Origin of the sequence: Deinococcus aquaedulcis (assembly GCF_019693445.1) — a bacterium.
Lineage (GTDB): Bacteria > Deinococcota > Deinococci > Deinococcales > Deinococcaceae > Deinococcus > Deinococcus aquaedulcis.
This window is the reverse complement of the sequence record NZ_JAHRBL010000006.1, coordinates 177,279-191,581: the sequence shown is the minus strand read 5'-3', so window position 1 is coordinate 191,581 and position 14,303 is coordinate 177,279. Positions and strand designations below refer to the sequence as shown.

The window sequence follows — 14,303 nt, the reverse complement described above, 5'->3', positions numbered from 1 at the left end:
CAGTTCGCGTTGCGAACTGCCATCGGCCTGGACCGCTGGGTGCTGCTGGTGTGCCTTGCCTGGACGCTGGCCATCCTGCACCGGGAGAGTGGCATGACCCTGGAAGCGTGTGCGGCTCTAGCCCTGATGACGGTGATGCCGAGCGTGTATTTGAACCGCCTGCTCCGAACCTTCCTCAAGAACGAGGAATTTCTCCACCAGCACGGCTATTCACTCCTCTATACAAGGTGCAACTCCTGAGTTTAAGCAAAGCCAACTGTTAAGGAAATCTCACATAGATGCTCTCACATCGTACTGCATCCTCTTGCATCACTCATACTGTAAAGGCTTTGTTCGCTACCATCAGCAAAGGTGTATCGGTTTTGAGTACGCACGAGTATTAAAGTTCTGCTTTATTCACCAGGCCTAATGACTTGATGGGAAGATCAGCATTCGTATTAGGGTCATATCAACGCTCCTAGGAGCACGGGGCTGGCAGCTCGGGCCATTACACGCAAGCAAGGAAGACTGCTCTCGATCGCGCGCTATGCTGGCGTTCATGGCATTGTGGGTCCTATTCATCCTGATTGTCCTCAGCGCGACGGGTATCCTGGCCCTGACCCTGGGGCCCCTGAAGACCGCGCGCAACGTCATGACCCTGCGCCTGATTGCGGGCGTGCAGTACGCCATGGCAGCCCTGCTGCTGGGCGCCCGGCTGACAGGCAACGCGTGAACCGCCCACAGATCCTTGACCTGCACTTTCTGCAGACGCCCGGGGTAATTGCCGCCTACGTGATAGACACAGGCGACGGCTTAGCACTGGTCGATACTGGGCCTGGTAGCACGCTGCCCCAACTGCGGGCGGGTCTCGAAAGCCTTGGGGCCGCGTTGGCGGACGTGCGCCACCTGCTGCTGACCCATGTGCACTTTGACCATGTGGGCGCGGCGGGCGCGGTGCTGACCGAGGTGCCAGCGGCCAGGGCATACGTGCATGAACGCGGCGCCGCCCATCTGGCCCGTCCCGCACGGCTGCTGGCCAGTGCCAGTCAGATCTACGGCGACCAGATGGACCGCCTGTGGGGCCAGATGCACCCGGCGCCCCCTGAACGCCTGCAGGCCCTCTCAGGTGGCGAGGTGCTGCGCCTGGGTCAGCTGGAGGTGCGGGCCCTGGCCACCCCTGGGCACGCCACGCACCATCTAGCGTACCACTTAGGCGACGATCTGTTCACCGGAGACGTGGGCGGCATTCGCCTGCTGGCCCCCCAGACGCCACGCGCACCCACCCCACCGCCCGACATTGACCTGGACGCGTGGCACACCAGCCTGGACCTGCTGGCGGGCACCGACGCCGCGTGGCTCCACTTGGCCCACTTTGGCACTTATGCGAATACCCCTGAACACTGGAACGGCCTGCGCCGTACCCTGGCGGCCGATGCCGAGCGGGTACAGGCCGGTCTGAACGCTGGAGACGAGATGGAGCAGATCACGGCCGACTTCACCCTGGCGCTGATGGACGAGCTGCGCGCCGAACACCCCGAACTCCCGGCCCGCTATGACTTTGCCTGCCCGCCCTGGATGAGTGTGCAGGGGCTCGCACGCTACTGGCAACGCCGCGCCGCCCACGCCGGAGGCCAGTGATGCGGGTGCTGGTGATTGGCGGCGGTGGCCGCGAGCACGCCATCGTGCACGCCTGCGCGCGGGCTGGCCACGAGGTGCTGTGCACGCCTGGCAACCCGGGGATTGCCGAGATGGCCCGCCTTCTCGACAGTCCTCAGGACGCCGCGAGCCTCGCCCAGCTGGCCCAGCGTGAGGGCGCCGACGTGGTGATCGTGGGCCCTGAAGCCTATCTGGCGGCGGGCGTCGTGGACGCCTGCACCGCTCTGGGCTTGCCCGCTTTCGGGCCAATCCAGGCCGCCAGTCGGCTGGAGGGTGACAAGGTCTGGAGCAAAGCGTTCATGACCCGCCACAGCATTCCTACGGCGGCGCACCACACTTTCACTGCACTGGACGAGGCACTGGCCCATCTTGCTGGCCTGAGTAGTACCTCACCTATCGTGGTCAAGGACGCGGCCCTGAAGGCGGGCAAGGGCGTCACCATCGCCCACTCGGCTGCAGAAGCCGAGGCGGCCCTGCGCGAGATTTTCAGTGACCCAGAGGCCCAGGCGGTGATTGAAGAGTTCATGACCGGGCAAGAGGTGACCATCCTGGCCCTTACCGATGGCGAGCGCTACGCCCTGACCCCACCCAGCCAGGACCACAAGACCATCCACGAGGGCGACACCGGGCCCATGACCGGCGGCATGGGCGTCATCTGCCCGTTCCCAGTGGACGACGCAACGATGACTGCGATTCGCCAGACCATCATCGAACCTACCCTGCGCGGGATGAAGGCCGAGGGGCACCCCTTCTGCGGTGTGCTGTATGCCGGGCTGATGCTCACGCCCTCGGGGCCGAAAGTGGTGGAATTTAACGCCCGGTTTGGTGATCCTGAAGCCGAGGCGGTCCTACCGCTCCTGGAGAGCGACCTCGCGCAACATGCTCTGGACGCTGTGCAGGGGCAGCTGAACCCCAGCACCGTGCGCTTCCGGGAGGCGGCGAGCGCCGTGGTGATCCTGGCCGCACCGGGTTACCCCGGTGAGCCACAGCGCGGTATTCCCCTGATGCTGCCCCCCACGCAGCGCGAAGAGGTCATTTACCACGCCGGCACCCGCTTAGCAGGGGGCCAGTTGCGCAGCCACGGCGGCCGAGTCCTGGCCGTCACCGCCACCGCCCCTACCCTGAACGCGGCGCTAGGCCGGGCCTACGCCCTGGCCGACCGGGTGGACTTTCCGGGCGCCCAGTTACGTCGGGACCTGGGGGCGCGCATAGGGGCCATTCCAGAGCCCAACCCCGTTTGACCGCGTGGGGGCCGGGGCGCTAGGATTCCCCTCGCCCCCAACGCGCAGGCCGGTGTGGCGGAATTGGTAGACGCACTCGACTCAAAATCGAGCGGGAAACCGTAGGGGTTCGAGTCCCCTCACCGGCACCAGAAGAAAGAAGCTCCGTCCAAAGCGGAGCTTTTCTTGTTCTGAGGTGGGGCTGTGAAATCGAGGAACGAGCGAGTGGAGCAACCTGCGTACCAACGGACTTTCTGCGAGTGTGGGGCGGGCCCTTAAGGCTATTTCTCCCTTCCCACTCCGGTACAACCAACCTCGCTGACCGTGCCTGCCGCAGCATGTCCACCGTACTGCCGGGTAGCGGCAAGTGACGACCAGATCAAGGGTCGATGGCATCCCAGGCCCACCGACCTACCAAATTCATCATGCGCTGGGTGGAGGTGCCGAACTCTGGGAGATCAGCCAGAAAAGTCACTGCTGTCCACCTCCCCGGCCACAGTACAGGCGAGCCGCCTGGCAGAGCGGCGCAAAAGAAGGGGGCAATCCTGCAAACCCGCTACAGCTGCCCAGCCCCTCTTGAAGCGGTCTACGCCCGGAACGTCCATGTAGGACGTGCAGCAGGCGCTGTTGAACACCCGGTTCGCCGCCTGCTACCCTTGCCCGCTGCGGGCGCTCAGGGCCACGATGGCGTCCCAGCTGTCAGGCTGCGCGGGGTCGTCCAGCGCCGCGCGGTTGCGGCCCTGAAAGCCACACGTCTGGCAGCGGTGCAGCAGCACCCAGCCCTTCTTTCCACTCTGTTCCACACCCACCGGGCGCATCAGGCCGTGGCAGTCGCACGCGCGGTCACCGGGGAGAAGGTCCACATGTTTGCTGTGCAGGCACTGGGGGCAGTGGTTGCGCACGCTGCCGTTCTGCAACGGCTGCACCTGCGCGCCGCAGTGGCCACAGGTAAAGGCGTTGTTCGTCCCCTGCACGGTAAAGCGACGCTCGCCGCTCATGGCCGCCGCCGCGCTGCCCAACGGCTGTCCAGGAACGCGCGAATGCTGGGCGTGCCGACCAGCGCCGTGGCCAGGACCAGATAGCCCAGGCCCGCCACACTGACCATCCAGCCGCGCCACGACGCGCCGCCCGCCAGCATGCCCACCACAAAGACCAGCAGCCCGGCCACCATGCCAAAACTCACCGTCAGGCGCCACGCCCAGGTGCTGCCGCGCCACACCATGCCCAGCAGAAAGGCGGTGGCGAGCGCGTACAGGCTCTGCCGCAGGGCCCCTTCCGTCTGCCCCTGCACCAGCCCCGCCACGAAGGGCAGCACCGTCAGCAGAAACAGCGCCCACAGCGTGGCCAGGGTCAGGGTGCGGCCCTGGGCCAGCTGCTCGGGGGCCACCTGTTCAGGGGTCGGCGGCTGGGGACCAGCGGGGGCGGGGCGGGCAGGCTTGCTCACGCCCGGTATTTCAGCACAGTGGCCCCCAGGGCGGCCAGGACGGCGGTCACGCTGCGCCCCAGCGCGGTGGGCTTTGCTAGTCTGAGGGGCATGAACGAACTCCGGGTTACGGCGGTGTGCGTCGGTCAGCCCACCGCGCTGAAGGTGGGCGGGCGCGCCACCGTCACGGGCATCGACAAGCACCCCCTGCCGGGCCACGTGCGCGTGACGCGCGCCGGGCTGGACGGCGACCACGTGCTCAACCGCAAGCACCACGGCGGCCCGGATCAGGCGGTGTACGCCTACACCATGCCCGACTACGCCGCCTGGGCCGCCGAACTCGCTGCCCCCGCGCGCCCGGGGCTCTTTGGCGAGAACCTCACCCTCAGTGGGCTCTCCTCGGCCGAGGTGCGTGTGGGTGACCGCCTGACGGTCCACGGCGCGGCGGGCGAGGTGGTGCTGGAAGTCACGGCGCCGCGCATTCCCTGCGGCACGCTGGCGGCGCATGTGCGCGAGGGGTCCTTCGTGAAACGCTTTGCCCGCATGCGCCGCCCCGGGCTGTATCTGCGCGTGCTGACCGAGGGCACGGTGGGCGCGGGCGACCCCGTCACGCACCTCCCCGGCGACCCAGTGGCCCCCACCGTGGGCGAACTGTTTGACGTGTACGTGGGCGAGCCCGCCCTAACCCGCGAGGGCCTGGAGGCGTGGCTGGCCTTCCCCGTGGCCGAGCGCACCCGCCGCGATCTGGAAGGCCGGCTGAAAAAGCTGGGCTGAAGCGGGCCAGAGGTTGGTCGCCTTAGAGGAGAGGGGGCGCGGGCCTCTATGCTGGCCCGGCGCCCCCTCAGCGTTTGGGCTCCTTAACCCTTGAGCCGGTCGGCGTAGTACTGCCGCATCTTGGCGACCTTGGGGGCAATCACGGCCATACAGTACGGCTGGCGCGGGTTGTTGGCGTAGTAGTCCTGGTGGTAGTCCTCGGCCACATGGAAGGTGCTGGCGGGCTCAATGGTGGTCACGATGGGGCGGCCGAACACGTCCTGGCGGGTCAGGTCTTCGATCACCTCGCGCGTCTGGGTTTCCTGCTCAGCACTGAGGGGAAACACGGCGCTGCGGTACTGGGTGCCCACATCCGCGCCCTGGCGGTTGAGGGTGGTGGGGTCGTGGGTGGCGAAAAACAGGCCCAGCAGATCCTTGAAGCTCACCTGCGCCGGGTCAAAGGTGATGCGCACCGCCTCGGCGTGGCCGGTCTGGCCGCTGCACACACTGCGGTAATCGGGGTTAGGGGTGTGGCCGCCAATGTAGCCACTTTCTACCTTCTGCACGCCGCGTACGTCCTTGAGCACCGCTTCGGTGCACCAGAAGCACCCTCCGGCGAGAATGGCCTGCTGGGTTGGGCTTGAGGGGGTGGTCATAGCCCGCATCATGGCGCCTGGCCCGCCCATAGACGGGGCGCAGGCGCACGGTTGGACCTAAGCCCCGGCACCTTCTGGCCTCGCCGTCACATCCAGAGCTCCACCGGCTGTTCTTCAGCATCGGGGCTGCTCGAGCCCGGTACCCAGACCTCCGCCTGTGGGCCCTCTCTTCTCCACCACTCGGCAAGCCGCTCTGATCGAGGATGTGCTGTCACAGCGGTATTCCTTTCCGCCCAGGGGAAGAAGGGACCCCCCTTAACTCCACGCCAACCGCTGTGTGTCGCGGTCACTCGCTCCGCTCGTCTCACAAGACCTGAAGGTGAAGCCTTCAGGTCTTGTGGTGACCGCTAAGGCGCCGAGGCCCTGTTCCTCAGCTGGCTTAGCGCCCAAAAAACAGCCGGGCGGCCACCAACACCACGATCACGCCGTACACCCATTTCACGAAGGCGCTGCCGCGCAGCATCGCCATGCGCGCGCCCAGAAAGGCGCCCAGGGCGTTGGCCACGCCCATCGGCAGGCCAATCCACCACACCATGTGGCCACCCAGCAGAAACAGCCCAAACGCCCCCAGGTTGGTGGCGAAGTTCAGGGTCCGCGCGTTGCCACTGGCGCGCACCAGACTGAAGCCGGCCAGCGAGAACAGGAACATGGCGAAGGTGCCGGTGCCGGGGCCCAGAAAGCCGTCGTAGATGCCAATGAGGAGGGTGCCGGGCAGGGTCAGGGCCAGGGTGCGGGCGGTGAGGCCCGGGTAGCGGTCTTCCAGGCCAAAGCGTTTGTTGATCAGCACCAGCGCGCCGACCCCCAGAATCACCACGCCCACCAGCGTGCGAAACAGCGCCGGGTCCACAAAGCGCACCAGAAAGGCCCCCAGCGCGCTGCCCAGAAGGGCCAGGGGGATCAAGCGCAGCACCAGGGGCCGCTCCACATGGCCATTTTTCCAGTACTGCCACGTGGCACTGCCCGAGCCGAAAATGGCCAGCAGCTTGTTGGTGGCCACCACCTGCGCCGGGCTGAGGCCCATCAAAAACAGCGTGGGCAGCGTGATGGTGCCACCGCCCCCCGCCACCGCGTCCAGAAAACCGGCGAGAAAGGCCAGGGGCAGGCCGTAGAGCAGCACTTCGGGACCAGGCACGCCGGGCACTGTAGCGCGGCGCGCACAGGGCGAAGGCGCGTGGGGGCCGCCGGGGGCATGCTAGCCTCGCCCCCATGACGATGCCGCCCGCCGCGCCCGATTCCACCCCCTTTGGCACCGCTGTGGTGGCGGGCGTGGGGCTGATCGGGGGCAGCGTGGCCCTGGGGCTGCGCCAGCGCCTGCTGGCGAAAAAGGTGGTGGGCCTGGACAGCAGCATGGACGTGCTGCGCGAGGCCGAGGCCCTGGGTGTGGTGGACGAGGTGCGCGCCTCGGCCGGCGAGTGGCTGCGCGAGGCCGATCTGGTGGTGCTGGCTGCCCCCATGCGCGCCCTGGCCCCGCTGGCGCGCGACCTCGCGCCTTTTCTGAACCCGGGCGCCCTGGTGACCGATGTGGGCAGCGTCAAAGCGGGCATTGCCGCCGAGATGGAGCGGCTGGGGGTGCGCTCCTTCGTGGCCGGGCACCCGATGGCGGGCAGCGAGCGCGGCGGGGTCACGCACGCCCGCGCGGCGCTGCTGGAAAACGCGGTGTGGGTGCTGACCCCTGGCGACCACACGCCCCTGACCGCCCTGAGCCGCGCCCGCGCGCTGGTCGAGGGCCTGGGCGCCGCGCCCGTGGTGATGCCCCCCGACGCCCACGACGCGCTGGTGGCGACCATCAGTCACCTGCCGTACCTCGCCAGCCTCGCCCTGACGCACATGGTGGCGCGCGACGAGCGCCTGAGCCTGCTGGCGGCCGGGGGCTTCCGGGACCTCACGCGCGTGGCCAGCGGCGACCCCCGCATGAGCCGCGACATGGTGGTGGAAAACCGCGCGGCGCTGCGCGAGGCCCTGTCCAGATTCCGCCGGCAGCTGGATCGCCTGGAGGCCGATCTGGACGACCCCGAGGAACTGCTGCTGTGCGCCCAGGAAGGCAAGCGCACCCGCGACAGCCTGCCGGTGGTGCGCCGCAGCCTGCTGCCGCAGCGCCACGACCTTGTGGTGGCGGTGCCGGACAAACCCAACCAGATTGGCGCGGTCACGCAGGCGCTGGGGGCGGCGGGCGTGAACATCAAGGACATTGAGGTGCTGGCCATCCGCGAGGACGGCGGCGCCATTCGCCTAGGCCTGGAAAGCCCGGAGGACGTGGCGCGCGCGGCGGGCATCCTCACCGGTGCGGGCTTTGAGGTGCGCGGGCGGGGATAGGCCTGGATGAGGGACATGGAGGCGCTTCCCCCCTTGAGTTGCCGTTTGCTTAACGTTCACCAGTTGGCCGGGGCGCGGGCAGTACCGTGGGGCGTTCAATGGCTGACCCCTCCCCCGATCACCCGCCCTCTGCCCTGCCTGCCCCGGTGGCCCCTGCGCCCGCCGGGGCAGCGCCGCCGCAGGACCCCGCGCCAGCCCCCGCCGCCCCCCGTCTCTCGGCCATTGATGTCTTTCGGGGCCTAACCATTCTGGAGGTGGTGGGCCACCACACCACCGGCGCAGCGCTGCGTTCACTGGAGCCGGCCTCCACTGCCCACCTGCTGGTCCTGATCCTGAACCGCACGCTGCACTTTGCGGTGCCGGCCTTCGTGTTTCTCTCGGCGGTGGTTCTCACGCGCAGCCTGCTGAAGCGCTTTGAGCCGGGGCGCTATTTCTGGCGCCGCCTGACGCGCGGCGGCTGGCCCTACCTGCTGTGGAGCGCGCTGTATATCGTCTGGTACGTGTGGACAGGCCAGCGCGAGGCGAGCACCCTCACCGACCCGGAACGCTGGCGCGACTGGCTGCTGTACGGCAAGGCCAGCTATCACCTGTATTTCCTGCTGGTGGCGCTGGAGGTGTACCTGGTCCTGCCGCTGCTGCTCCCGCTGGCGCGGCGGCGCCCCAGCATTACGGCCGCGCTGCTGCTGGGACTGGCGCTGCAACTGGGCCTGTACCTCCTGAACCGTGAGGTGCTGCGCCTGCCGTTTCCGGCCAGCACGGTGCTGTGGTACATGCTGCCCATCACGCTGGGCGTAGCGGTGGGCGCGCGCCTGGACGACTTTCCGGCGTGGTGGCGGCGCCGCCGCTGGGTGCTGCTGCCGGTGCTGGCCCTGGCGTATGGCCTGTACCTGCCCGCCGGGCTGGCCTATGCCCGGGGCGAGAACGTAACCCCCGTGGTCTACAGCGGCCTGAGCTGGCTGTACACCAGTCTGGTGGCCCTGGGCCTGCTGGGCGCGGCCTTCCGGCTGGTACGCATAGCGCCGCTGCGCGCGGCGGTGGGGCTGCTGGGCACCGTCAGCCTGCAGATTTACCTGATTCACCCGGCCGTGTTGCAGGCCCTGGAGCGCGCCCTGCCCCCGGACGGCCCGCCCGCACAGGTGGCCCTGACCATGCTGGGGTACTTCGCGGTGGCGTTGCTGGGGCCTGCGCTGCTGGGCCGGGCCCTGCTGGGCACCCGCCTGAGTCCCCTGCTGTTCGGCCGGTAGGGGCGCCGCTCATATGGACTGCCGTCCATGTCCGTCACACCCAGAGAAGAACTGGATGTTCCCCGCCTTCGGCGCTGTTCCAGCCTAATGCCCGGACATCCGTACCCTTTCCTTCTGCTGCGCAGCCCGGCCAGTCCGGTTGGAAACAGTCCATAACACGTTCCGGAATGTTTCGGAAGACGTCTCAGCCGTTCGCCTTCTCCCCCACACCGCCCAGCCAGGTGCGGAACACCAGCCCAGCGGCGTCACGCGGGGCCACCGTCCCCGCCGCCACCTGTTCCCAGCAGACATAAATCAGGGCGTGCAGGGACGCCATCAGCCACGCGGCGGGCGGGCGGGGGCTCAGGAAGCCCTGCGCCTGCGCGCGTTCCAGGGCGCCAAGCAGCGTGGCGTCCAGCGCGGCCGAGGCGCGCGTCAGTTCGGCGTCGCCGTCCAGTTCAGAGGCGCGCACCAGAAACTGCAGGCGCGGGCCCAGCGGTACCAGCCGTTCAATCCAGCGTTCCAGCGTCTGCCAGGAGGCCGCTGGCGGCGTGCCCGGCGCAAAGGCGGCGGCCAGCCCCACCTCCTCGTCCACCTCCCGCAGGTGGGCCAGGGCGTCCAGGGCCACGGCGCGCAGCACCGCTTCCCGGGTGGGGTACAGGCGGTGCAGGGTGGTGCGGCCCACACCAGCCAGCGCCGCCAGTTCGCCCAGGCTGGCGTGGGGCCGCTCTACCAGCGCCTGGGTCAGCACCTCCAGCAGGGGCGTTGGCGCAGTGCGGCGGGCTCGGCTCATGGCCAAAGCCTAGCGGGTAGACAGCCGATCCTCTATGCTTTGGAACATGATTGTTCCAAAAGAAACGATGATGGTTCAAGGGAATCGTCAGCCCTTGCCGGACCAGTTGCGCGGCCTGGCCCTGTTGGGGATCGTGTTCGTCAACATGCCGTACCTCGCCATGACCCACGGTGGCCTGACCCCGGCGCTGGTGCATTCCGGGCTCGACGGCGTGCTGGCGTGGCTGATCGTGGCGCTGGCGCAGGGCAAGTTTTATCTGCTGTTCTCGTTTCTGTTCGGCTACAGCCTGACCCTGCTGCTGCATGCCCAGGCCCAGCCGGGCGACGGCCTGCGCCGCTACCGTCGCCGCCTGCTGGCGCTGGGGGTGCTGGGCCTGCTGCACGCCGCACTGCTGTTTATTGGCGACATTCTGCTGAGTTACGCGGTGCTGGGGCTGGCGCTGCCGTGGTTTGCCGTGCGCCGCACCCGCACGGCCCTGCGGGGCGCCGCCGGCGCTTACCTCGTGGGGGCGGGGCTACTGGCGGTGGTGGCCCTGGGGTCGCTGGCGGCCGGGCCGGGGACGGCAGGGTTTGTGCAAGACGCCGCCGCACTGGACCGCGCCGTGCAGGGCGGACTGCTGGAAGCGGCCCGCGCCCGCCTGAGCGCATTGCCCGGGGTGCTGCTGACCCTGGGCGTGCTGAACTGGTCGCTGGCCCTGAGCATGTTCTTGCTGGGGCTGGCGGCCGGGCGACTGGGGGTCCTGCGGCGCCCCGAACGCTACGGCACCCTCTGGCAGCGCCTGCTGCTGCTGGGGGCGACCGTGGGCCTGCCGGGCGGCGCGGCCTCGGCGTGGCTGACCCTGAGCAGCGACGGGGCCCAGCAGGTGCTGGGGGTGGCCCTGGGCTTCATCACGGCACCGGCCCTCACGGGGGCGTATGTGGCGCTGGCGGCCCTGAACCCGGCCGCACGGCTGCTGCGGCTGGCAGCGCCGGCTGGGCGCATGTCGCTCACGGGGTACCTGGGCGAATCGCTGCTGCTGGGCCTGCTGTTCGCCGGTTGGGGTCTGGGCTGGTACGGGCAGCTGAGCCTCAGCCTGACGGTGCTGGTCACCCTGGGGGTATGGCTGGCCCTGGAGCTGTTCGCCCACCTGTGGCTGCGGCACTTCAGGGCGGGCCCGTTCGAGTGGCTGCTGCGCGCCTGGATCAACGGCCGCTGGGACCCGCTGCGGCGTCAGCCCCGGGCGCTGCCGGAAGCCCCACAGTAAGCTGCACGCGCCTGGCCCGTGGGGGCCGCTTCTGGGAATCACAGCCTACCGTCAGTTTCAGACGCTACAGTGCCGCGACGTGAAGCGTGCCGCCGTCCTCTTCTCTCTACTCTGTGCCGGTGGCGCTGCGGGCGCCCTGAGCCTCCCGGCCCAGCCCCTGTCCCCCCCCGCCACACCGACCACCTGGGTATCGGTCGGCGCTGCCGACGCGCCCTCGTTGCTGCAGACGCCACCCAGCTGCTCGCTGCGGCCCTGCGCCCTGGTGGTGGTGTCACACCCACGCGGCCAGACCCCGCAGCGCCTGCGCGGCAGTCCCCAGATGGCGGTGCTGACGGGCGCCCTGCTGCGCGCGGGCTTTGCCGTGCTGCTCAGCAGTGACGGCGGGCCCACCACCTGGGGCAGCCCAGCCGCCCTGGCCGAACTGGGCACCGTTCACAGCGCGGCCACGCGGCTGTTTGCCTGGAACGGACAGACCTTTGCCCTGGGCCTGAGCATGGGCGGCCTGATGGCCCTGCGCACGGCCCTGCCCGGCTCGCCGTACCCGGTGCGCGCCGTGGCCCTGATTGACGCCTGGGTGGACCTGGATCAGGCTTACGGCACCGCCCAAAGCCGCCGTCAGGAGATTCAGGCGGCCTACGCCCTGGGTGGCCCGCCCGGGCCGCGCCTGAATCCGCTGGTGGCCGCCGCTGTGGCCCCGCGTCAGGCGCTGTTTGCAGTGGCCAGCCCCGACGACCAGACGGTGCCGCACGCCACCAACACCGCCCGGCTGCTGGAGGTGTTTGGCCGCCCCGACAGCGTGCTGGTGCAGGTCGGGGGCGCGCATCTGGGCGCCAACCGCTTTACCCCGGAACTGGGCGCGCGCCTCGCCGCCTTTTTCGAGGCCCAGAGCCGCACCCCGCTCTCCCCCACCGACCTGGGCCGCCGCTGAGGGCCGTCGGGGCAGGAAGCGGGGACAGTAGCCTGGAACGTCGTTGCCCATGGGCTGGGCCGGTTCGCCCAGCCCACAAGCCGCGCAATCTGCCAGCTCTCCCGCCGCGCCTCAAGCCTTCCAGACGGGCCAACCGGCGCCGCTGCCGCCTTCCTGCCCCCTCACCTGCATGAGCCGCTGATGGCCTCCAGCACGGGTGCGCCCCGGGCGCGAGTGTGAAAGACTGGACACCAGTGAACGTGTTCCGCTTTTCATCTGCGCCCCCAACCCGCTGGCGAGGCGCCGGTCTGCCAAGTTCCGCTCCCCCGCCTCGTCTGGCGGCTGCACCGGTCAGGCCCGGGCCCCGCGCATGAGTGGCGACCTCTCGGCCGAATTGCAGGCCCGCGAAGCGCTGACCGAGCATGGCGGCGTGCGCGGCGAGCGGGCCCTGTGGCGCGGGCAGACCGTGTTCGTCAAGACCCTGCTGAGTGACAGCCCCGACCTGCAGGCGCGCTTTTTGCATGAAGGGCAGGTGGCGAGCCGGGTGGCCTGCCCGCTGATCGTCTCGCCGCTGCTGTGCACGGCCCGGCATCTGCTGTTTCCCTTCGTGCCGGGCGGCACCCTGCGCGAGCGCCTGGACCTGGGCGGGCCGCTGGGCGCCGACGAGGCCACCCAGGTCACGGCCGGGGTGCTGATGGCCGCCGCGCACCTCCACGCGCGCGGGGTCACGCACCAGGACCTCAAGCCGGAAAACGTGCTGCTGGCCGGCGGCGAGCCCAGCGCCCAGAGCGTGCGCGTGATCGACTTCGGCATGAGCCACGCCCGGGACCTGCCGCTGGATATTCACAGCGGCACGCGCATGGGCACCCCGCACTTCATGGCCCCGGAACAGTTTCTGGGCCTGCGCGGCGAGCCCCGCAGCGACCTGTACTCGGCGGGCGTGCTGCTGTTCGACTGTCTGGCGGGCGCCCCCCCCTACGAGGACGCCCTGGGCTGGCTGGCCGGCATTCATGACCGCCGCGCGGCGCTGCCCGGCCCGGCGGCCTTGCATGGCCTGCTGCGCGCCGCCCTGGGCCGCGACCCGGACGACCGCCCAGCCAGCGCCCGGCAGATGCTGCGCGACCTGCAATCCGCGCGCGCCGAGCTGGGCCTGCCGCCCGTGCCGGAGAACCTGTGCCCCTGATCGTCTTTAGCGGGCACCCCTTTCTGGCCGAGGAAACCCTGCAGGCCACCCTGCGCGCCCGGGGCCTGGACCCGCGCACCCTGCCCCGGCTGGGCGGCGACGACGTCACCCTGGACACGCTGGGGCCCCACCTGAGCCCGGGCCTCTTTGGCGACGGCGGCGTGATCGTGGACCTCAGCGGGGTCAAGCCAGACAAGGCGCTGCTGGAGGCCCTGGCTGGGGCACCTGTCACGGTCGCGCTGCTGGACGAGGCCCCGCCCGCCACCCGCCAGAAGCTGTATAGCGCCCGGGGTGAGGTGGTGGCCTCGGCCGCGCCCACCAAGCCCGGCGACGTGACCGGGTGGGTGGTGGGCCGCGCCCGCGCCCAGAAACTGCCACTGGACAAGGCCGCCAGCGCCTATCTGGCCGAGGTGTTTGGGCCGGATCTGGCCGGCATTGCAGGCGAGCTGAACAAGCTGGCCCTGCTGGACGGCCCCCTGACCCGCGAGGTCGTGGCGGGCGTCGTGGGCCGCGAGCCGCCCGGCGACAGCTTTGCCATGCTGGGGGCCGCCACCACCGGCCGCACCGGAGAGGCGGTGACGCAGCTGCGGCGCCTGCTGTCGGGCGGCGAGGATCCTTTCAAGCTCCTGGGGGCGGTGGTGTGGCAGTACAGCCTGGTGGCGCGCTGCGTGGCCCTGCAACAGGAGGAGGGCCGGGTGACGGAACAGGCTGCCGCCCAGCGCCTGGGGGTCAAACCCTACCCAGCCAAAAAGGCGCTGGAGGTGGCCCGCCGCCTGAACGAAGCGAAGATCCGCGTGCACCTGGAGCGCATTCTGGGCGCCGACCTCGCCATGAAGCGCGGCCAGGACCCCGCCACGGTGCTGGAACGCCTGATCGTGGGCCTGAGCCTGTAAAGGAGACCAGAGCGGAGGGGGCCAGCGATCTGCGCGCTGGCCCTTTCCTTCTGGTGTGTTC

General features: G+C 69.6%; 15 protein-coding genes, 1 tRNA gene and 1 pseudogene. 12 read left to right on the top strand and 5 right to left on the bottom strand.

Annotation, left to right across the window (positions count from 1 at the left end; genetic code table 11):
- From KMW22_RS10050 to KMW22_RS10030, 5 genes and pseudogenes are all read left to right on the top strand, one after another.
- A pseudogene (locus tag KMW22_RS10050) lies at positions 1–240 on the top strand (IS701 family transposase); the annotation flags it as partial.
- 298 nt (positions 241–538) lie between these two features.
- Complete coding sequence (locus KMW22_RS10045; protein ID WP_221089907.1) at positions 539–712, top strand: hypothetical protein; 174 nt, start codon at positions 539–541, stop codon at positions 710–712.
- Positions 709–1,617: an MBL fold metallo-hydrolase gene (locus KMW22_RS10040; RefSeq protein WP_221089906.1), complete on the top strand. Its 909-nt coding sequence runs from the start codon at positions 709–711 to the stop codon at positions 1,615–1,617. The genes KMW22_RS10045 and KMW22_RS10040 overlap by 4 nt, the downstream gene beginning before the upstream one ends.
- Positions 1,617–2,876 carry a phosphoribosylamine--glycine ligase gene (gene purD, locus KMW22_RS10035; protein ID WP_221089905.1) on the top strand — a complete coding sequence of 420 codons (1,260 nt, stop codon included), beginning with the start codon at positions 1,617–1,619 and terminating at the stop codon, positions 2,874–2,876. The genes KMW22_RS10040 and purD overlap by 1 nt, the downstream gene beginning before the upstream one ends.
- 48 nt (positions 2,877–2,924) lie before the next feature.
- A tRNA-Leu gene (locus tag KMW22_RS10030) sits at positions 2,925–3,007 on the top strand.
- A 498-nt stretch (positions 3,008–3,505) separates the two neighbouring features.
- Here KMW22_RS10030 and KMW22_RS10025 read toward each other — a convergent pair.
- A complete protein-coding gene (locus KMW22_RS10025; protein ID WP_221089904.1) occupies positions 3,506–3,853 on the bottom strand; it encodes an RNHCP domain-containing protein in 348 nt (115 codons plus the stop codon).
- Complete coding sequence (locus tag KMW22_RS10020) at positions 3,850–4,299, bottom strand: hypothetical protein (RefSeq protein ID WP_328774658.1); 450 nt, start codon at positions 4,297–4,299, stop codon at positions 3,850–3,852. Before KMW22_RS10020 ends, KMW22_RS10025 begins: the two co-directional genes overlap by 4 nt.
- A gap of 90 nt (positions 4,300–4,389) precedes the next feature.
- Here KMW22_RS10020 and KMW22_RS10015 point away from each other — a divergent pair, with 90 nt between their 5' ends.
- Positions 4,390–5,052 (top strand): MOSC domain-containing protein, encoded by a 663-nt coding sequence (locus KMW22_RS10015; protein ID WP_221089903.1) that lies wholly within the window; start codon positions 4,390–4,392, stop codon positions 5,050–5,052.
- 83 nt (positions 5,053–5,135) lie between these two features.
- Here the strand turns inward: KMW22_RS10015 and msrA are convergent, their stop codons facing one another.
- Positions 5,136–5,687, bottom strand: coding sequence for a peptide-methionine (S)-S-oxide reductase MsrA (gene msrA, locus KMW22_RS10010; protein WP_328774657.1), 552 nt, complete (start codon positions 5,685–5,687; stop codon positions 5,136–5,138).
- A gap of 379 nt (positions 5,688–6,066) precedes the next feature.
- On the bottom strand, positions 6,067–6,819 hold the full coding sequence (locus KMW22_RS10005) for a TSUP family transporter (RefSeq protein ID WP_221089901.1): 753 nt from the start codon (positions 6,817–6,819) through the stop codon (positions 6,067–6,069).
- A gap of 74 nt (positions 6,820–6,893) precedes the next feature.
- On the opposite strand from KMW22_RS10005, the gene KMW22_RS10000 reads away from it, so the two are divergent.
- Together KMW22_RS10000 and KMW22_RS09995 are read left to right on the top strand one after the other, a co-directional pair.
- Positions 6,894–8,000 carry a prephenate dehydrogenase gene (locus tag KMW22_RS10000; protein WP_221089900.1) on the top strand — a complete coding sequence of 369 codons (1,107 nt, stop codon included), beginning with the start codon at positions 6,894–6,896 and terminating at the stop codon, positions 7,998–8,000.
- Between the two features lie 98 nt (positions 8,001–8,098).
- Positions 8,099–9,244: an acyltransferase gene (locus tag KMW22_RS09995; protein ID WP_221089899.1), complete on the top strand. Its 1,146-nt coding sequence runs from the start codon at positions 8,099–8,101 to the stop codon at positions 9,242–9,244.
- Between the two features lie 184 nt (positions 9,245–9,428).
- Here the strand turns inward: KMW22_RS09995 and KMW22_RS09990 are convergent, their stop codons facing one another.
- On the bottom strand, positions 9,429–10,016 hold the full coding sequence (locus KMW22_RS09990; RefSeq protein WP_221089898.1) for a TetR/AcrR family transcriptional regulator: 588 nt from the start codon (positions 10,014–10,016) through the stop codon (positions 9,429–9,431).
- 46 nt (positions 10,017–10,062) lie between these two features.
- Between KMW22_RS09990 and KMW22_RS09985 the strand changes: the two genes are divergently transcribed.
- The 4 genes from KMW22_RS09985 to holA all read left to right on the top strand — a co-directional run bounded on the left by KMW22_RS09985 (position 10,063) and on the right by holA (position 14,242).
- Positions 10,063–11,259 (top strand): DUF418 domain-containing protein, encoded by a 1,197-nt coding sequence (locus KMW22_RS09985; RefSeq protein ID WP_221089897.1) that lies wholly within the window; start codon positions 10,063–10,065, stop codon positions 11,257–11,259.
- 79 nt (positions 11,260–11,338) lie between these two features.
- Positions 11,339–12,187 carry an alpha/beta hydrolase family protein gene (locus tag KMW22_RS09980; RefSeq protein WP_221089896.1) on the top strand — a complete coding sequence of 283 codons (849 nt, stop codon included), beginning with the start codon at positions 11,339–11,341 and terminating at the stop codon, positions 12,185–12,187.
- 349 nt (positions 12,188–12,536) lie between these two features.
- On the top strand, positions 12,537–13,349 hold the full coding sequence (locus KMW22_RS09975) for a serine/threonine-protein kinase (protein WP_221089895.1): 813 nt from the start codon (positions 12,537–12,539) through the stop codon (positions 13,347–13,349).
- A complete protein-coding gene (gene holA / locus KMW22_RS09970; RefSeq protein WP_221089894.1) occupies positions 13,340–14,242 on the top strand; it encodes a DNA polymerase III subunit delta in 903 nt (300 codons plus the stop codon). The genes KMW22_RS09975 and holA overlap by 10 nt, the downstream gene beginning before the upstream one ends.
- The last annotated feature ends 61 nt before the right edge of the window (positions 14,243–14,303 follow it).